This window comes from Bacillus sp. BK450, assembly GCF_004364885.1.
Lineage (GTDB): Bacteria > Bacillota > Bacilli > Bacillales > Bacillaceae > Bacillus > Bacillus safensis.
Map to the genome: position 1 here is coordinate 297,414 of NZ_SOBQ01000001.1, position 18,253 is coordinate 315,666.

17 protein-coding genes are annotated in these 18,253 nt (G+C 44.2%); 1 reads left to right on the plus strand and 16 read right to left on the minus strand.

Annotated elements, in window-relative coordinates; translation table 11 throughout:
- From rsmB to EV579_RS01555, 10 genes are all read right to left on the minus strand, one after another.
- Complete coding sequence (gene rsmB, locus EV579_RS01510; RefSeq protein ID WP_133743833.1) at positions 1-1,344, minus strand: 16S rRNA (cytosine(967)-C(5))-methyltransferase RsmB; 1,344 nt, start codon at positions 1,342-1,344, stop codon at positions 1-3.
- Entirely contained in the window at positions 1,331-2,284 is a 954-nt protein-coding gene (gene fmt, locus EV579_RS01515) for a methionyl-tRNA formyltransferase (protein ID WP_061109828.1), read from the minus strand. Before fmt ends, rsmB begins: the two co-directional genes overlap by 14 nt.
- 5 nt (positions 2,285-2,289) lie before the next feature.
- On the minus strand, positions 2,290-2,772 hold the full coding sequence (gene def / locus EV579_RS01520; protein WP_048239653.1) for a peptide deformylase: 483 nt from the start codon (positions 2,770-2,772) through the stop codon (positions 2,290-2,292).
- Between the two features lie 15 nt (positions 2,773-2,787).
- Positions 2,788-5,196, minus strand: a complete 2,409-nt coding sequence (gene priA, locus EV579_RS01525) for a primosomal protein N' (RefSeq protein WP_133743834.1) — start codon at positions 5,194-5,196, stop codon at positions 2,788-2,790.
- Entirely contained in the window at positions 5,193-6,410 is a 1,218-nt protein-coding gene (gene coaBC / locus EV579_RS01530) for a bifunctional phosphopantothenoylcysteine decarboxylase/phosphopantothenate--cysteine ligase CoaBC (protein WP_133743835.1), read from the minus strand. The genes priA and coaBC overlap by 4 nt, the downstream gene beginning before the upstream one ends.
- A gap of 117 nt (positions 6,411-6,527) precedes the next feature.
- Positions 6,528-6,731, minus strand: a complete 204-nt coding sequence (rpoZ, locus tag EV579_RS01535) for a DNA-directed RNA polymerase subunit omega (protein ID WP_003211647.1) — start codon at positions 6,729-6,731, stop codon at positions 6,528-6,530.
- Positions 6,732-6,734: 3 nt separating this feature from the next.
- Positions 6,735-7,349 carry a guanylate kinase gene (gene gmk / locus EV579_RS01540; RefSeq protein ID WP_024424214.1) on the minus strand — a complete coding sequence of 205 codons (615 nt, stop codon included), beginning with the start codon at positions 7,347-7,349 and terminating at the stop codon, positions 6,735-6,737.
- Between the two features lie 9 nt (positions 7,350-7,358).
- On the minus strand, positions 7,359-7,628 hold the full coding sequence (gene remA / locus EV579_RS01545; protein WP_008344898.1) for an extracellular matrix/biofilm regulator RemA: 270 nt from the start codon (positions 7,626-7,628) through the stop codon (positions 7,359-7,361).
- A 76-nt stretch (positions 7,629-7,704) separates the two neighbouring features.
- Complete coding sequence (locus EV579_RS01550) at positions 7,705-8,580, minus strand: YicC/YloC family endoribonuclease (RefSeq protein WP_024424215.1); 876 nt, start codon at positions 8,578-8,580, stop codon at positions 7,705-7,707.
- A gap of 83 nt (positions 8,581-8,663) precedes the next feature.
- Positions 8,664-11,339, minus strand: a complete 2,676-nt coding sequence (locus EV579_RS01555) for a calcium-translocating P-type ATPase, SERCA-type (RefSeq protein ID WP_133743836.1) — start codon at positions 11,337-11,339, stop codon at positions 8,664-8,666.
- Positions 11,340-11,504: 165 nt separating this feature from the next.
- Here EV579_RS01555 and EV579_RS01560 point away from each other — a divergent pair, with 165 nt between their 5' ends.
- Positions 11,505-13,214: an Rqc2 family fibronectin-binding protein gene (locus EV579_RS01560; RefSeq protein ID WP_133743837.1), complete on the plus strand. Its 1,710-nt coding sequence runs from the start codon at positions 11,505-11,507 to the stop codon at positions 13,212-13,214.
- 34 nt (positions 13,215-13,248) lie between these two features.
- On the opposite strand, the gene EV579_RS01565 is transcribed toward EV579_RS01560, so the two are convergent.
- The 6 genes from EV579_RS01565 to EV579_RS01590 all read right to left on the minus strand — a co-directional run bounded on the left by EV579_RS01565 (position 13,249) and on the right by EV579_RS01590 (position 18,246).
- Positions 13,249-13,752 (minus strand): precorrin-2 dehydrogenase/sirohydrochlorin ferrochelatase family protein, encoded by a 504-nt coding sequence (locus EV579_RS01565; protein WP_133743838.1) that lies wholly within the window; start codon positions 13,750-13,752, stop codon positions 13,249-13,251.
- Positions 13,733-14,518, minus strand: a complete 786-nt coding sequence (locus EV579_RS01570; protein WP_133743839.1) for a sirohydrochlorin chelatase — start codon at positions 14,516-14,518, stop codon at positions 13,733-13,735. The genes EV579_RS01565 and EV579_RS01570 overlap by 20 nt, the downstream gene beginning before the upstream one ends.
- A 76-nt stretch (positions 14,519-14,594) precedes the next feature.
- Positions 14,595-15,350, minus strand: a complete 756-nt coding sequence (gene cobA, locus EV579_RS01575; protein ID WP_133743840.1) for a uroporphyrinogen-III C-methyltransferase — start codon at positions 15,348-15,350, stop codon at positions 14,595-14,597.
- A gap of 29 nt (positions 15,351-15,379) precedes the next feature.
- Positions 15,380-15,973 carry an adenylyl-sulfate kinase gene (gene cysC / locus EV579_RS01580; protein ID WP_133743841.1) on the minus strand — a complete coding sequence of 198 codons (594 nt, stop codon included), beginning with the start codon at positions 15,971-15,973 and terminating at the stop codon, positions 15,380-15,382.
- 14 nt (positions 15,974-15,987) lie between these two features.
- Positions 15,988-17,124, minus strand: coding sequence for a sulfate adenylyltransferase (gene sat, locus EV579_RS01585; protein WP_024424222.1), 1,137 nt, complete (start codon positions 17,122-17,124; stop codon positions 15,988-15,990).
- A gap of 57 nt (positions 17,125-17,181) precedes the next feature.
- Entirely contained in the window at positions 17,182-18,246 is a 1,065-nt protein-coding gene (locus tag EV579_RS01590) for an inorganic phosphate transporter (RefSeq protein WP_073205138.1), read from the minus strand.
- Between the last annotated feature and the right edge of the window lie 7 nt (positions 18,247-18,253).

The window sequence follows — 18,253 nt, forward strand, 5'->3', positions numbered from 1 at the left end:
TTATCCCTTCTTTCTCATGCTGCAAATAAAGAAACCATCTGTTCCGAAATAATGAGGAAGAATTTGTACACTTCCGTTTTGAACAAACGGAGCAACCTGCTCAGGCAGCCGTTCATTAAGAGATAGATCGGGTTCGAAGTCTTGGTGTTCTTGTAAAAACGCATGAATCACTTGTTGATTTTCTGTTGGGTCCATTGTACATGTACTGTATACAAGGGTTCCGCCCGGTTTTAAAAGCGGGGCCGCTTCCTTTAAAATGGCCTGCTGGATAGCCGCAAGCCTTGCTGAGTCTTCTTGTGACTTTGTATATTTCATATCTGGTTTTCGTCTAATGACGCCAAAACCGGAACACGGCGCATCAATGAGAATTCGGTCAAACGAAGCTTCGCTGTAATAATCTGCCGCTTTCCTTGCATCAAGTGCTTTTGCCTCAATGTGAGTAAGGTTCAGACGTTTTGCTGCTTGTTTGATGAGTTTCACTTTGTGTTCATGTAAATCAAGTGAAACAATTTTGCCCTCATCATTCATACGTTCTGCAATATGTGTTGATTTTCCGCCAGGAGCCGCACAGGCGTCAAGCACCGTTTCTCCCGGCTGAGGGTCGAGCGCTCTTGCGACAAGCATGGAGCTTTCGTCTTGTATCGTCACATAGCCTTCTTGAAAAGAAGGGGTTGAGACGATAGACCCTTTCATGAGCTTAAGTGCATCTTCAGATAAATCGCCAAGCTCCGTTTCGATGCCTGCATCCATTAGTTTTTGCTGCAGTGCCGTGCGGTCAGTTTTCATTCGATTGACGCGAAGGGTTTGCTTTGGCGGAACTAAATGAATGCGGCACATGCTTTCTGCCGCTTCAAACCCGTACGCCTGAACCCACTCCTGCACAAGCCACAATGGGTGGCTTGTCTCAATGGACAGCCGCTTTACGGGATCTTTGATCGCATCAAATGACGGAACGCCTTCTCTTTGCACGGAACGAAGAACACCGTTCACAAGTGAAGAAATGCCTTTGTGCCCGCGCTTTTTCGTTAGCTCGACAGCTTCATGAATGGCTGCACGATCTGGTATTTTTTCAAGGTACACCATTTGATAAAGAGACATCCGCAAAAGCTGCATCACCCATGGAGCGACCTTTTGCGGTTTTTTCACAAAGGGTGCCAGCATATAATCTAATGCCAGCTTATTTTGCAGTGTACCATATACAAGCTCTGTTAACAGCGGTTTGTCCTGATCAGCTAAGTCTTTATCTTTCATGACTGACTGCAAAAGCAAATTACTGTAAGCTTGGTTTTGTTCGAGTTTGATTAAAGCGTCCAGCGCTACTTCTCTCACATTACTTTTCTTCATTCATTAACCCTAATTTCTGTCCAATTTCGATATTTGCGCCTCTTAAGAAGTCTTCGCCGCTCATTTTTTTCTTACCAGCTGGCTGCACACCTGTTAATAAAAGGCCTTGCTCATTCCCCGTTCCAATGACCGGACCTTCTTTTTGAAGCTCAATCACTTTCCCAGGTTCTTCTTGCGCTTGAAGCGGAACCTTTTTCGCTTCCCATACTTTTAGATGAGCGCCGTTCCATTCAGTATAGGCAACTGGCCAAGGATTTAGCCCGCGAACTTGGTTATAAAGCTCTTCGCCGGTTTTTGTCCAGTCTAATCTTTCTTGCTCCCGCTTAATATTTGGTGCGTATGTGGCCGCTTCTTCATTTTGCGGAATCGGAGAAATAGACCCGCTCAGAACATTTGGCACCGTATCTTTTAGAAGCGTGGCACCAGCTACACTTAATTTGTCATGCAATGTTCCGACATTGTCTAATTCATCGATTTCTACTTCTACTTTACTGATCATGTCACCTGCATCAAGTCTTTCTACCATGTACATGATGGTAACGCCTGTTTTCTTTTTGCCTTGAAGGATCGCATAATGGATCGGCGCACCGCCTCTTAGTTCTGGCAGCAGCGAGGCATGAACATTGATACAGCCAAACTTAGGTTCATCGAGTAATCGCTTTGGTAAGATTTGTCCAAATGCCGCTGTGACAATTAAATCCGGCTGTAATGCAAGCACCTTATCAATTTCTTCATCAAGGCGTACCTTTTCAGGCTGCAACACAGGAATGCCGTGCTTTAAGGCTTCCACTTTCACAGGAGGCGGTGTGAGCACTCGTTTTCTTCCTTTCGGGCGGTCTGGCTGCGTGACAACCCCTACCACTTCGTATCCTTCTGTTATCAGTGTTTGCAGCACAGGTACTGAGAAATCAGGGGTTCCCATAAATACGATACGTGCCATTTTCTTCACCCTTCCATTTCCGCAAGTTCTTTTTCTGTATAAGTTTCAATGATTTTTGATGTAAATAAAATACCGTCTAAATGATCAATTTCGTGCAATAAAGCTCTTGCTAAAAATCCGTCTGCTTCTATTGTAAATGGTTTGCCTTTCTTATCAAAGGCTTTTACCTTCACATAGTTCGGTCTCTCTACAGTGCCGTATAAAGATGGAAAGCTTAGGCAGCCTTCAATATCTGTCTGGCTTCCTTCTACTTCAAGCACCTCGGGGTTCACTAAATCAATTCTGCCAGATTCTTCTCCGATATCTACAACAGCGATTCTTTTTGAAATACCGATTTGTGGTGCTGCTAGTCCAACTCCATCCAGCTCAAGCATTGTATCATACATATCATCCAGCAGTTTTTTAAGCTTTTTATCGAACGTATCGACACGCTCTGTCTTTTGTTCAAGCACTTCTGCCGGATGTATGACTATTGGTTTTACTGCCACTTATAGCCCTCCGTTTTACATCATCATATATGGATTCATATCTATTGAAATCATCAATTGTTTTTGTTCCATTTCCTTTTGATAATGGTCTTGTATTTTCCGTAGTAAACTTGCCAGTTCATTTTCCCTTTTGTATTTTATCACGCATTGATAGCGATATCTATCTTTGATCTTAGCGATTGGCGATGCAGCCGGACCAAGGATTCGAGTATTTGGTGCACAGTTCATTTTTAGGAACTGGACAATTTGGTCAGTGACATGCGCTGCCTTCGTCACTTCTTCGTGTGACACTGTCACCATCGCCAAAAAGTAATACGGCGGATAGGACTGGTGGCGGCGATGCAGCATCTCCTGTTCATAAAAGGCTTCGTAGTCATGCTGCTTCGTTAATTCAATACTATAGTGAGAAGGCGTATACGATTGAATAATAACCGAGCCCGCTTTTTCATGGCGTCCTGCCCTGCCGCTGACCTGCGTGAGAAGCTGAAATGTTTTTTCACTTGAACGAAAATCAGGGATGTGAAGGGATGTATCCGCACTGAGAACACCAACAAGTGTGACATCTGGGAAATCCAGCCCCTTTGCAATCATTTGCGTCCCGAGCAAAATGTCCGCTTCTTTATTCCCAAAAGATGTGAGAAACTTTTCGTGAGCACCCTTTCGAGACGTTGTATCCACATCCATTCGGATCACACGCGCCTCAGGCAGTACCTTTGTCAGTTCCTCTTCTACTCGCTGCGTGCCAGTTCCAAAATAGCGAATATGCTCGCTGTGGCATTCTGGACATTCAGCAGGTACTGGTGCTTCGTGACCACAATAATGGCACTTCAGCCGTTTTTGATAGCGGTGATAGGTAAGAGAAATTTCGCAATGAGGACATTGCTCCACATATCCGCAATCACGGCACATCACAAAGGATGAATAGCCTCTTTTGTTCAGAAATAAAACGGCTTGTTCTTTTCTTTCAAGCACCTCTTTTAACCTGAGCATTAATTCTTCTGAAAACATGGAGCGGTTGCCATTTCTCAGTTCTTCTCTCATATCAATTAACGAAACATGCGGCAGCTGCTGCTGGTTGACGCGGTGCTTGAGCGACAGCAATGTATAGACGCCTTTTTTCGCTCGTGCATAGGTTTCAAGAGAAGGTGTTGCACTGCCTAATACGACTGGACATTGATGCCGCACTGCTCGTTCAATGGCGACATCCTTGGCATGGTAACGAGGCATTTCTTCTTGTTTATAAGAAGATTCGTGCTCTTCATCTATAATAATCATGCCTAAGTTTTCAAATGGTGCGAAAACAGCAGATCTTGCGCCAACGACTAGTTTGACTTCCTTGCGGTGGATTTTCCGCCATTCATCATATTTTTCTCCTGTCGATAAGCCGCTGTGAAGAACGGCCACATTTGAGCCAAACCGTTCTTTAAATCGCTGTACCATTTGAGGGGTCAACGAGATTTCAGGAACTAAAACGATCGCTTCTTTTCCTTTTTGAAGAACATGATCAATTGTCTGCAAGTAAATCTCTGTTTTGCCGCTTCCTGTCACTCCGTGCAGCAGAAAGGTTTCGTGCTGGTCCTCACTGACTGCTTGATGAATATGTTTTGCCGCCTCTGTTTGCTCAGGCGTGAGATCAAGTGAAGCAGATGGTGTAAACTCCCGGTCACGATAAGGATCCCGGTAGACCTCTTCATAGCTTTCTGTTAACAGCCCTTCTTGAATAAAGGTTTTAAGCGTTTGAGAACTTGCACCTGTTTGCTGCTGCAAGTCTTTCGCTAAAAAGTTCGTCTCTCCCGCTTGAAGCAAATAGGAGATCAGTGCCTTTTGTTTCACCGCATTTTTCTTTAGCTGCTGCTGTTTTTCTTCAAGTTTTTCTTTCGATACAGCCACCTGAAGCATGCGGACCTTTTTCTTTCCAGATTTTTGCGAGACATGGTATCTCACCTCTAGATGACCTTTTTGGACATGCTTTTGAATTTGTTTTAATTGTTCAGCCGGGATGTCAGCATAAAGAATGCTTTCTCGCTGACCGAAAAGCTCTTTCAATGACTGCGGAAGTTCTTCCTCTGATAGCACCTGTATTTCTTTTTCATACTTTGCCTTCATGGCTGCGGGCAGCATCGATTGAAGTGCCGTAATATGATAGGACAATGTTTTTTCCGTCAGCCAGTGGGAAAGCTCCAATAGCTCATCTGTCAGAACAGGTGATAAATCAAATAAATCGACAATCTCTTTGATGCTTCCTGTCTTGATGTCTGTTTCCTCTTTGACTTTTGTCACAAACCCTTGAATCTTCCGCGGGCCAAAGGGAACGACCACCCTCATTCCCGCTTTGACGAGATCTTTGAATCGATCTGGTACACGGTAATCAAATGGCCGGTCAATGGCTTTCGTTGTGACATCTACGATGACTTCAGCAATCATGCTTGATCACGCTCTTCTGGAAGCAGCTGTATTGCCTCCTTTAAAATTTCAAAAGCGAGGTCTTTTTTGCTCATCATCGGCAGCTCTTTTTTCGTTCCATCTGCTTTGATGATCGCTGCCACATTTGTATCTGTGCCAAAGCCTGCACCCTCTTTTGTGACGTTATTGGCCACAATCATATCTAAATGCTTGGATTCAATTTTCTTTTGCGCATAATATTCTACATCCTGCGTTTCAGCTGCAAAACCGACCAGCACTTGATGCTCTTTTCTTTGTCCAAGCTCTTTTAAAATATCTTTTGTCCGGGTGAATTCAATGTCCAAAGCGCCGTCCTGTTTTTTCATTTTATGAGCATATGTCGTGACAGGGGTGTAATCGGCGACAGCTGCTGATTTTATAACAAGGTCAGCTTCCCCGTATACATCTAGCGCAGCTTGATACATCTCTTCAGCTGATTCAACGTGCACTACATGTACATGATCAGGTGCCGTTAAAGAAACAGGTCCGGAAATCAACGTAACATCAGCCCCCATTTGCTGAGCAGCCTCTGCAATCGCATAGCCCATTTTTCCACTAGAACGGTTTGAAAAGAACCGGACAGGATCGATCACTTCACGTGTAGGACCTGCTGTCACCACGACTTTTTTTCCTGAGAGCGGTAAGCTTTTTGGCTCATCAAAAAAAGCACGGATGTGTTCAACAATTTTTTCTGGTTCCTCTAATCGCCCTTTTCCAATGTACCCGCAGGCTAAATAACCTTCACTTGGCTCAATAAAGCGGTAGCCGTCTTCATATAATGTGCGAATGTTCCGTTTCACAGCCGGGTGATCGTACATATGCACATTCATCGCTGGAGCGATCCATACAGGCGCTGTTGAAGCAAGCAAAGTCGTCGTCAGCATATCATCTGCAAGTCCAGCGGCCATTTTACCAATCGTATGTGCTGTTGCAGGGGCAACAAGAATGAGATCGGCCCAGTCAGCTACGTCAATATGTGCAATGACTCTTGGATTGTTTTCTTTGAATGTATCTACATATACCTCATGCCGAGACAGTGCTTGGAAAGTAAGCGGAGACACAAACTCACGAGCAGATTCCGTCATAATCACTCTGACATTTGCGCCTGATTGTACGAGTTTACTAGTAAGTGCTGCTGCTTTATATACGGCGATTCCTCCGCTGACACCGAGCAAAATATTTTTTGACTGTAACATTTGTTTGTCCCCCTTAACGGCCTTTTTCACAAATTCGTCTACAATTCAAAAAAGTCAAAACCAATCATAGTTTTGACTTTTTTGAACGTATCGTATCTGCATAGCAGAAGCGATGTGTTATTCTTGATCCTCTTTTTCAAATGTCAAAAGACCAGCGTCGATTTCTTCTAGTGCTTTGCCTACAAATTTGTAAGACTTTGTGTTTTCAATCTGCTGATCTTGATGGATCTGCATTTCACGTGCACGGCGTGCAGACACTGTTACAAGTGTATATTTTGAATCAAGTTTGTTCATCAATGAGTCAATTGAAGGATCTAACATGGTTTATTCTACCCCCAGCATTTTTTTATATCTTGGTGCGACTCTGTCTCTGCGCAGGTGTTCTGCAAGGACGATCGCTTTGATTCTTTCACAAGCAAGCTCGACATCATCGTTTTCAACGACATAGTCGTAAGCATCCATCATTTCAATTTCTTCTTTCGCAGCGGCCATTCGGTTCCGAATGAGCTCCTCAGATTCTGTACCGCGTGTAATGATGCGGTTTTGAAGTTCTGAAAGGCTAGGCGGTGCAAGGAAAATAAAAAGACCTTCCGGGAATGCTTCTCTTACTTGAAGTGCACCTTGCACTTCAATTTCAAGGAAAACATCTTTTCCTTCGCTTAATGTCTGTTCTACATAGTCAACAGGCGTGCCGTAGTAATTCCCGACGTACTCTGCCCATTCTAACAGCTTTTTGTTTTCAATCATATGTTCAAATTCTTCCCTGGTTTTAAAGAAATAATCGACACCATTTCTTTCACCTTCACGCGGTTTGCGTGTCGTCACAGAAATAGAGTATTCAAATTTCGTATCTTCCTGGGAGAAAATGGCTTGTCTGACCGTTCCTTTTCCAACTCCCGAAGGTCCAGAGAGAACGATTAAAAGTCCTCTTTCTTTCATAATGGCGTATTACCCCTGCCCTTCATCTATGATTTCTTCTTTTACAGAAAGTCTTTGCGCGACAGTCTCAGGCTGAACGGCAGATAAGATGACATGGTCACTGTCCATAATGACAACAGCACGGGTTCTTCTTCCGTATGTAGCATCTATGAGCATGCCTCGATCTCTTGCGTCTTGTATCATTCGTTTAATCGGTGCTGATTCCGGACTGACGATCGAAATCATCCGATTCGCTGAAATGATGTTTCCAAATCCGATATTGATCAACTTTATGGTCATCTTCTTTCGTCCCCCTGTAATATAAACGTCTCTAGTCTCGCCGAAAGAGACGCACTGTAAACAGCATACACAATGACTATTCTATATTTTGCACTTGTTCTTTTATTTTTTCAATAGCACTTTTCATTTCAACCACCAGCTTTGTTAAATGGTGATGGTTCGCTTTTGATCCAATGGTGTTCACTTCACGGTTGAGCTCCTGTACAAGGAAGTCAAGTTTTCGGCCGGCAGCACCGCCTTGCAGCAAGATTTGCTGAAACTGCTGAAAATGACTTTTTAATCTCGTAATCTCTTCTGTAATGTCACACCGGTCAGCAAAGATGGCTGCCTCTGTAGTCAGTCTGCTCTCGTCAAGCGCCTCTCCGATCCATTCTTGCAATCGCTGATTCAATCGTTCTTTGTACTGACTCACAACCTCTGGTGCAAAGACTTTGATTTCTTCTGTATAGGCCTCTAGTTCAGAAAGCCTCAGTTCACAGTCTTTTTGAAGGGATGCTCCCTCTTGCTCTCTCATGAAGCAAAGCTCCTTGACAGCAGCCTCGCAAGCTTCCATCAGCAGCTGCTCTAACTGTTCATTTCGGCTGGCTGACTCTTCCACCTGAACGGCAAGCTCCAGCCCCAATAAGTCATGTGCATGCTGAATGCCTGAAATGTGATAGCGTTTCTCGAGGTCTTTTGCGGCTTTCATGTATTCATCAAGCAGCGGCCAGTCGATCTGTAAGGACCGGCTTGCTAGTTTACCGCCTTCAATCGTGACAAACAGCTCAATTCTACCGCGCTGCACGTGACGAAGAATGATCTTTTTTAATGTATCTTCGAAATATAAAAGCGGCCTCGGCAAACGGGCATGAACCTCTTTAAAACGGTGATTGACCGATTTTAGCTCAACTGACACTGTCAGTTCTCCATCCGTTTTACTCGCTTGGCCGAATCCCGTCATACTGCGTATCATGTCAAAACACCCAATTCTTTCATATTAATAAAATGAAAAAGGTAATAGCAGACACTATTACCTCAAAATTATACCATAATCAATTATTTTTTTCTTGTCAAAAGTGATCCTGCCAGTAAAAAAGTTGGCAGTGCAGACATCCCGATGATCAGCAGCCAATCAATCGGTGCAACCGCGACCGTTTTGAAAATCGGCTGAAGCGGCGGGTAATAAATGACCACAAGCATGAGTAAAAGTGATGACAAAACCGCACCGATCAAATAGAGGTTCCCAAATGGATTACGTTCAAAAATGGACCGTTCACTGCGGCAGTCAAATACATGAATGAGCTGCGCCAAAACAAGCGTACTAAATGCGACAGTCTGTGCATATTGCAGGTTGTTTGGATCGCGGTGATACACAAATATAAACGCCAAAAGGGTTGCAAGCCCGATGAGGAATCCTCTTGAGATGACCTTCCAGCCAAGCCCTCTTGCAAAAATGCCCTCTTTCATATTCCGCGGCTTTCTCTTCATGACATCGCCTTCTGGCTTATCCATGCCAAGTGCCATAGCCGGCAGACCATCTGTGACAAGGTTTACCCATAAGATTTGTATAGGAACGAGCGGCAGCGGCAGCGCGAGCAGCATCGCAAACAGCATGACCAAAATTTCTCCGACATTTGATGCCAGCAAATAACGGACAAACTTACGAATGTTTTCATAAATATTCCGGCCCTCTTTAATGGCGGATTTTATGGTCGCAAAGTTGTCGTCAAGTAAAATAAGAGAAGACGCTTCTTTGGCTACGTCTGTTCCAGTGATGCCCATGGAGATGCCGATATCTGCTTGTTTAATGGCAGGCGCATCATTGACCCCATCACCTGTCATCGCCACAACATGCCCATTTTTTTGATAGGCTTTGACAATTCTCAGTTTATGCTCAGGGGAAACCCGTGCAAAGACGTATACATTTTCAGCCGTTTGCTCAAGCTCTTTGTCGCTCATCTGATCAAGCGCTTTTCCGTCGAGCACCTGTCCTTGCTTCGGTAAAAGGCTCAAGTCTTTGGCGATCGCTTTGGCCGTTTCGACGTGGTCGCCTGTAATCATGACCGTTTTAATCCCGGCATCCCGGCACTCTTTAATCGCTCGTCTGACTTCAGGACGCGGTGGATCGATCATGCCCTCTAACCCGATAAATATTAAATCGGTTTCAGCCTGCTTTATAGAGGTGATTTTTTCTGTCAGACCGACTTTTTTATACGCAATGGCAATGGTTCTAAGCGCCTGTCTTGCTAACCCTTGAATCGCAGCTTCTGCTTCTTGCCTGTGAGTCGCTGAAAAAGAAGCTGTACGTCCGCCGTGCATGATATGACTTGAACGGTTCATTAGTACATCCGGCGCACCTTTTGCAATGACATACCGCTCTTTTTGATTCGTTTCAACGACGACTGACATCATCTTTCTTTCTGAGTCAAAAGGAAACTCCTCAATGACATGAAATCCAGCTTCAATGAATTGCTCTGTAAAACCCGCTTTACGTGCTGCGGTAAGAAGCGCCCCCTCTGTCGGATCGCCATCAAGCCTCATCTCTCCATCTTTTTCAACGATGGTCGATGTATTACAAAGCGCCCCGTATAATAACACCTTTTGCAGGCTTGGGTGCTTGTCGGCATGGACGATTTCTCCGTTTAAGGTAAAGTCACCGGATGGCTCGTAGCCTGTGCCAGAAATATTCCACGTTTTCCCCTCTGCCCATACATGGGTCACGGTCATTTTATTTTGCGTCATCGTTCCTGTTTTATCTGAGCAAATGATTGACGCGCAGCCGAGTGTTTCCACAGCCGGGAGCTTTCTGACAATCGATTTTTGTTTGATCATCCGCTGCACCCCTAGGGAAAGTGCAACAGTGACGATCGCCGGCAGTCCTTCTGGAATTGCCGCAACAGCAAGAGATACTCCCGCTAGGAACATATGATACAATTCATGTCCTTGCACAACACCGAGAACCACTACGAGCACCGTTAAAAATAAAGCAGCCACAATCAGAATTTTCCCAAGCTGCTCGAGACGCCTTTGCAGCGGCGTTTCCATATTACCTGCTGCATCCAGCATACCGGCAATTTGTCCCATTGCCGTATTCATTCCTGTACCAATGACAACCCCTACGCCGCTTCCTCTAGTAACAAGCGTCCCCATAAAGGCCATGTTCGTCAAATCTCCAAGCGAAACATGGCTGCTTGAAAGAGGACTTGCGTGTTTGACAGCTGGGATGGACTCACCAGTGAGAGCGGACTCCTCAATTTCTAAGCTCTTTGTTTCTAGTAATCTAATATCTGCCCCAATCCGGTCTCCGCTTGAAAATTTCACAATATCCCCTGGCACGAGATGTTTAGACGGGATCTTGACCCATTCATTATTTCTCCTTGCATATACATGCGGAGTTGATAATTCTTTTAACGCTTGAAGGGATTTTTCCGCCCGGCGCTCTTGATAAAAGCCGAGTACACCATTAATCAAAACAATGGCTACAATCGCAACAGCATCAATGTATTCTCCTAAAAAGGCAGAAATGATTGTTGCAGCAAGCAAGATTAACACCATGAAATCTTTAAATTGTGCTAAAAAAATGATCAGAGCCGACGCCTTTTTTCCTTCCTGCAATTCATTTGGCCCGTGTTTTTCAAGCCGCTTTTGTACATCTTTTTCTGACAGTCCGTCACCTATCGATGTATTCATTGTTTTTAATAAATCGGTTTGGTTCAGTTCATGCCAATTCATTTGACCTCGTCCACTCCTCTTTTGTTCTCTCTCATATGCAGTGTTCTATAAGCCAGTTTATTCAGACTCGTCCTAAATCATGCTATAATAATAAGACTGCCTAAAGAACGAGAAAACGGAAGGTTCTTTCAGTAGATTTGTGTGAAAGAAGAGGGTGTATCCAACATGTCATTTGACGGCATTTTTACATATGGTATGACAAATGAATTGCAAGAGACATTAACTGGCGGGAGGATTTCTAAAATCCATCAGCCATATAAGCACGAGCTGATTTTTCATATTCGGGCAAACGGGAAAAATCATAAGCTCCTTTTATCGGCTCATCCGAGCTATGCGAGAGTGCAGCTCACTGAGCATCAATACGACAATCCAAGCGAGCCGCCAATGTTTTGTATGCTCCTTAGAAAGCATCTTGAGGGCGGCTTCATTGAACGTTTTGAACAGATTGGATTTGACCGGGTGATCGTGCTTCATGTGAGAAGCCGAAATGAAATTGGTGATGAGCAGACGCGTAAGCTTTACATTGAAATCATGGGACGTCATAGTAATTTCATTCTGGTAGAGGATGGAACGCAGCAGATCATTGATGGTTTGAAACACCTTTCTCCATCTGTGAACAGCTATCGAACGGTGCTCCCTGGTCATGAATACCTTCTGCCGCCTGCGCAGCAAAAATTGAATCCTTTTGACGTGACAAAGGATGATATTTTGAAGCATTTACGCTTTCAAGAAGGAAAGATCGCAAATCAAATTGTCGATACCTTCTCTGGGGTTTCCCCGCTGTTTGCAAAGGAAGTTGTACACCGGGCCGGTCTTGCCAATCAAGAAACGATTCCAAATACACTGCTCGACATGTTCCAGCTCATTCGCATGCATTCTTTTACACCGCAGCTCACAAGAAAAGACGGAAAAGAGTATTTCTATTTATTAGAGCTTCAGCATGTCCATGGCGAGATGAAGACATTCGACTCACTCAGCCAGCTGCTTGACCGCTTTTATTTTGGAAAGGCTGAGAGAGATAGAGTCAAACAGCAGGCAGCGGACCTTGAACGGTTTGTCGTCAATGAAAAAAAGAAAAATGAAAACAAGCTGAAAAAGCTAAAAAGAACCCTTGAAGAATCTCAAGATGCACACAAATATCAGCTCTATGGTGAGCTGTTAACAGCCAATTTATATGCGATTAAAAAAGGGGATAAAGAAGCGACTGTCATCAATTATTACGATGAAGACGGCGGAGAAATCACGATTCCGCTCAAAACAAACAAAACCCCTTCTGAAAATGCCCAGGCATATTTTACAAAATATCAAAAGGCAAAAAATGCTGTAGAAGCTGTAAATGAACAAATTAAGCGGACACATGAAGAAATTGCTTATTTTGAAGAGCTGATTCAGCAGCTGTCCTCTGCTTCACCGAAGGATTTGGAGGAAATGAGAGAAGAGCTTGTTGAAGGAAAATATTTGCGCGCCAAACAAAAGCGTCACGCCAAAAAGAAAAAAACGGCGGCCATTCAGCTCGAAACGTATGAATCGTCCCAAGGCATACCAATTTTAGTCGGAAAAAACAACAAACAAAACGAGTATTTGACTACAAAGACAGCTGCTCGTGATGATATTTGGCTGCATACAAAGGATATTCCTGGATCACATGTCGTCATCCGTCACCAAGCACCTGATGAACAAACGCTGCTTGAAGCGGCTCAAATTGCCGCCTATTTTTCAAAGGCAAAAGAGTCCAGCTCCGTACCTGTCGACTATACAAAAATCCGGCATGTGAAAAAACCAAACGGAGCAAAGCCTGGCTTTGTTACGTATGATCAGCAGCAAACATTATTTGTCACGCCTGACGAAGATCTTGTGCTCAAGCTGAGAAAATAAATAAAAAAAGCCGATAAAATCTCCTGTAAGGATTTTATCGGCTTTTTCTTTGTCGCTTTTTTCTTTCGATATAAAGGGCATCAAGTGCGTCTGTATCCTCTTGTTCAAGCAAGAGTTCAATTGCCGCAGCCAGCTGTTTTGTCCGGGCGGGGCTAGCACCGCTTGTAGAGACTGAAATCGTCACTTTTCCTGCTTTGACAACCTTCGGCACCATCACATTGCCGAGCTCAGATTGGCTCACACAATTCACGAGCTGGTGAGGCTGCGCTGTTTGTGCAATCCATTCATTTACCGAAGGGTCGTTTGTAGCAGCTACAATGAAAAACGCATCCTTCAAATCTTCAGCGCCCACCTTCTTTTCCTTCCAATTCAATGCGTATGTATCAATGAGGCACGCCATCTCTTCAGAAAGATCAGGACTCACAACAGTTATATGGCAAGACTCCGTACACAATGCCTTTGCTCTTCTTAATGCGACAGATCCGCCGCCGGCGATGACCACTTGTTTATTGGTTAAATCAAGATGGACTGGAAGCATGGCTTTCTCCTCGGAAACGAAACGCATCGTCTTTGTTTAAAATGGTTTCTTGCACGCGGTCAATATAAGCCGCTTTGACATGCGGATGAAAGCCAATATACCGGCATACCCGGACATCTTTCAGCCGCGTTCTCGCCTGAGCAGCCTCACTTTCAATTTCTTTCATTAAAATCCCCGTAAACAGTAAGTAAGGAACGATATAAACAGGCCCATCGTCATCTTCTGATAAATGCGCGAGAACATCTCGATAATTTGGCTCACATGCTGTAATAAAACACGGAAGAACCTCTGCATGCGGAAGCAGGCTTCGGACATCGTCTGCAATGCCAAACACATCTCGCTTCACATCCGGATCAGAACTCCCGCGGCCAATTAAAAGAATCCGCGCGCGCTCGCCTTGATATCCTGCTTCTTTAATTCTTGCGGCAACCGCTTTTGTTACTTCTTGATTCACCCCGATCGGCTTTCCATATGTGACCTTCACTTGCGGGAAACGCGCGCGCACTTTCTCAATTTCGACCGGGATATCCGATTTGGCATGCATGGCAGTTAATAGGAGGAGCGGGACGATTGCAATGTGTGTCGCTCCTTTTTTCACACAGGCCTCAAATCCTTCTTCTATAGAAGGGTCCGTCAGCTCTAAAAAACAAATTTCTTGTATATCTGCTTTCACTAACGGCATACAGCTTTTCATAAAAGAAATGGCCTTATCTTGTGCTTCTTTCACCCTGCTTCCATGCCCAACATAAAGGACAGCTTGTTTCATGCGGCTCCCCCCCCTCTCACTTGTTTTCATCAGACGAAAAGACACGATGTTTGTACGTGTCTTTTCTCTATCATTCTCAATTCTCGATTAATGCGGGTTCAAACCAGTTCAGCTTTTGATGAAAATGAACGACATCTCCAACAACAATTAAACTTGGATGCTCGATCCCTTCTTTTTCAACGGTTTCAGACAGTGTCGCAACCGTGCAGCAAGTTGTCTTTTGCCTCGTTGTGGTTCCCCAGTGTATAAATGCAGCGGGTGTTTCAGGGGCCCGTCCATTTTTCAAAAGCAGGCGCTGCACTCTTTCCACGTTTTTGACACCCATGTAAATCACAAGAGTATCAATTCCTGTAGCCAGCGCCTCCCACTTTTCTTCAAAATGTTCATCCTTTTGATAATGACCCGTGACAAAAGCCACATTTGAGCTGAATTCACGATGCGTCACAGGGATGCCCGCATAAGCAGCTGCTGCAATACCAGAAGTAATTCCCGGGACGACCTCATACGGAATTCCGTGCTCAGCTAAGCATTCGATTTCTTCACCGCCGCGGCCAAAGACAAAGGGGTCGCCGCCTTTCAGCCGAACGACAACGTTCCCTTCCTTTGCATGAGCCACAAGCGCTTCATTGATGGCTTCCTGCCTCATTGTATGATGATTTGGCAGTTTGCCGCAATAAATCAATTCCGCCTCCGGTTTGGCATGGGCGAGAATTTCTTGATTGACAAGACGATCATATAAGATGACATCTGCCTGCTGTATCGCCTTATGGGCCTTTAATGTGATTAAATCTGGGTCACCGGGTCCAGCACCCACAATGTATACTTTCCCCATCTTGCTTTTCTCCCCCTGCCATCAGGCGATTATTTCGTTGTTCCTTTTACATAATCAACAAGACGCTGTTTGGATTCCTCACGGGATAATTCCCCTGTATCTAATACGAGCTCAGGCGCAGCGGGCTCTTCATACGGTGAATCGATTCCAGTGAAAAACGGAATTTCACCGTTTCTCGCCTTTTTATATAACCCTTTTGGATCACGCTCTTCACACACGTTCAAATCACATTTGACAAACACTTCGTGAAATTCTCCCTCTTCGACTAACTGTCTAACAATGTGGCGGTCTTCTTGAAATGGAGAAATAAAAGCAGTGATGACAATCGTTCCTTGCTCCACAAATAATTTCGCCACTTCTCCGATTCGGCGGATGTTTTCTTTTCTATCATCATCTGAAAACCCTAGATCTTTATTGAGTCCGTGCCGCACATTATCGCCATCAAGCACTGTGACTTGGTAGCCTTGTTCAAACAGCTCTCTAGCGGCTGCATTTGCGATCGTTGATTTACCTGACCCGCTTAGACCTGTAAGCCAGATAATGCCGCTCGTATGATTGTTTTTTTGTTGATATTCTTTTTTTGTAATAGATGAATCATGCCACACGATATGTTCGTTGCTCATGTCATACCCTCCCGTTAAGATACCGTCGTTTTTAATCCTTCGATTAATGTTTCAATGACTTCTTTTCGGCTGAACGTGCTTGGTGGTAATTCACCGTTTCTCAGCATTGTTCGAACCTTTGTACCTGAAAGAATGACATGCTCGCTTTTGTCGTGAGGACACGTTTTTGGAGTGGCCATCGCTTCACATGTATTACAGTAGAAGCTGTGTTCAAATTTTAATGGAGTAATGCCGATTTCTTCGCTTGTAAATTGATCAAATAGTTCCTGCGCCTCGTATGTGCCGTAATAGTCACCAACACCTGCATGATCTCTTCCGACAATAAAATGGGTGCAGCCATAATTTTTCCGTACGAGCGCATGAAAAATGGCTTCCTTTGGTCCAGCATAACGCATTGCAGCAGGAAAAACACCTAAAAAGACGCGGTCTTTTGGATAATAACCGTCCAATAACACTTGATAGCTTTTCATTCTTACATCTGCCGGGATGTCGTCAGATTTTGTTTCACCGACAAGCGGATTTAAAAATAAACCATCGACTGTTTCCAGTGCTGTTTTTTGAATATATTCATGGGCACGATGAACCGGGTTTCTCGTTTGGAAACCAACAATGGTTTTCCAGCCGTTTTCTTTAAAATGACGTCTTGTTTCTTCTGGCTCATACGTAAATTGAGGGAATGGTTTTTCACTGCGTTTCGTCAGTGTAATTTTTCCGCCAATGTAAGTATCGCCGCGTTCAAATAATTTTTTCACGCCTGGATGATTGCGGTCATCTGTTTTATAGACATTCACCGCTTCTTTTTCCTTATCTGGTGTGTATTGATCCTCTACTTCAATGACCCCATATACAGTTCCATTGTAGGATAAGCGCACGATATCGCCTTGATGGATTTCCGCCGCCTTTTCTTTTGTCACTGGCAGTGTAATAGGAAGAGACCAAACGACACCACTTGCTAGCCGCATACTGCTTACAACTGCTTCATAATCAGCTTTTGTTAAAAACCCTTCAATTGGACTATATCCGCCAATTGCAATGAGTTCAAGGTCTGCGAAGGAAATCGCATCTAGTTCAATTTCCTTCGCAGCCGTGCTGAGATCATATTCTTCATTTACTCGATTAATTAATACGCCACCATGTGGTGTTAAACTCATTTGTTCATCTTCCTCTCAATGTTCATATTTATTAGATGTTAATAGTCGGATTTATGATTAAATCCCGCCGCCCTGTTCATGAATAGAGCTGCTTTCATTTTTGACTGCTTTCATCAGACTCAGCGCACCAAGTGAGGCAAGCAGTACACTCATCATGATAAAGATAGAGTAATAGTCTCCTTTTAAGAAAAGGCTCACAAGCAAATACGATAGGCTGAGTGATAAGAAAGGTGAGACCACCCATACTTTCAGCATTTTTTTCACAACATGTTTGTGAAAAATGTTAGGCCCGCCTTTTGCCATTCCAAGCCCGATAATAGACGAGGAGGTGATTTGCGTAAGTGGAACGGGCAGCCCAAAAATAGAGCTGACGATGACAAGCCCAGCACCGGTACTCGAAAGTAAAATCCCTTCGCCTGTTTGATAGCGGGTAATTTTCTTTCCGTTTGTTTCCAGCACTCTTCTGCCTAGCAAGAGGGCCCCTGCTGCGACGAAGATTCCGCCGTAAAGTGTTCCCTGCCCAACTGACAAAACGCCTGAAGCGACGAGCGGGCCGACGGCATTTGCCACATTGTTCATACCGGCTGAAAATGCCTCTAAAAATCCGCTGAGAATTAATACGACAGATAAAATAGCTGTGCCTTTTTTAGACAGCTTCCGTTTAGGGAACATTCTGATGATTTTGACGACAGCAAAGGTAAAAAGAAAGGCGAAAAGCGGGATGATGACCCAAAATGCCACAATCATTAAAATGGATTTCACAAACAAAACTTTATATGCGACTGCCACACCAACCACAGCCCCTACTGTGACCTCACTTGTTGATAAAGGAATCGCCATCAGATTCGCTATGAAAAGTGATAGTGCAGCAGAACCAATGATAATACAAACGATTTCAAGTGTAATGACTGATTCTGGCATAATACCAGAGCTGATCGTTTTGACGACCTCACCGCCGCCAATCACTGAACCTGCTAAAATCCCAACTGCACAAAAACTGAGCGCATAAATGGGCTTTTGAATGGCACCTGATCCATACGCAATGCCCATAGAAGCAGCTGCTCCGCTTGCGCCTATGTTTAAAGCAAAGAATAGACTAAATAAAATTGCGGCGATTTCCATACATTAT

What these genes read in the sequence shown, in the direction of transcription:
- rsmB (WP_133743833.1), bottom strand. Translation starts at nt 1,344, where the DNA reads ATGAAGAAAAGTAATGTGAGAGAAGTAGCGCTGGACGCTTTAATCAAA.
- fmt (WP_061109828.1), bottom strand. Translation starts at nt 2,284, where the DNA reads ATGGCACGTATCGTATTTATGGGAACCCCTGATTTCTCAGTACCTGTG.
- priA (WP_133743834.1), bottom strand. Translation starts at nt 5,196, where the DNA reads ATGATTGCTGAAGTCATCGTAGATGTCACAACGAAAGCCATTGACCGG.
- coaBC (WP_133743835.1), bottom strand. Translation starts at nt 6,410, where the DNA reads ATGTTACAGTCAAAAAATATTTTGCTCGGTGTCAGCGGAGGAATCGCC.
- rpoZ (WP_003211647.1), bottom strand. Translation starts at nt 6,731, where the DNA reads ATGTTAGATCCTTCAATTGACTCATTGATGAACAAACTTGATTCAAAA.
- gmk (WP_024424214.1), bottom strand. Translation starts at nt 7,349, where the DNA reads ATGAAAGAAAGAGGACTTTTAATCGTTCTCTCTGGACCTTCGGGAGTT.
- remA (WP_008344898.1), bottom strand. Translation starts at nt 7,628, where the DNA reads ATGACCATAAAGTTGATCAATATCGGATTTGGAAACATCATTTCAGCG.
- EV579_RS01550 (WP_024424215.1), bottom strand. Translation starts at nt 8,580, where the DNA reads ATGATACGCAGTATGACGGGATTCGGCCAAGCGAGTAAAACGGATGGA.
- EV579_RS01555 (WP_133743836.1), bottom strand. Translation starts at nt 11,339, where the DNA reads ATGAATTGGCATGAACTGAACCAAACCGATTTATTAAAAACAATGAAT.
- EV579_RS01560 (WP_133743837.1), top strand. Translation starts at nt 11,505, where the DNA reads ATGTCATTTGACGGCATTTTTACATATGGTATGACAAATGAATTGCAA.
- EV579_RS01565 (WP_133743838.1), bottom strand. Translation starts at nt 13,752, where the DNA reads ATGCTTCCAGTCCATCTTGATTTAACCAATAAACAAGTGGTCATCGCC.
- EV579_RS01570 (WP_133743839.1), bottom strand. Translation starts at nt 14,518, where the DNA reads ATGAAACAAGCTGTCCTTTATGTTGGGCATGGAAGCAGGGTGAAAGAA.
- cobA (WP_133743840.1), bottom strand. Translation starts at nt 15,350, where the DNA reads ATGGGGAAAGTATACATTGTGGGTGCTGGACCCGGTGACCCAGATTTA.
- cysC (WP_133743841.1), bottom strand. Translation starts at nt 15,973, where the DNA reads ATGAGCAACGAACATATCGTGTGGCATGATTCATCTATTACAAAAAAA.
- sat (WP_024424222.1), bottom strand. Translation starts at nt 17,124, where the DNA reads ATGAGTTTAACACCACATGGTGGCGTATTAATTAATCGAGTAAATGAA.
- EV579_RS01590 (WP_073205138.1), bottom strand. Translation starts at nt 18,246, where the DNA reads ATGGAAATCGCCGCAATTTTATTTAGTCTATTCTTTGCTTTAAACATA.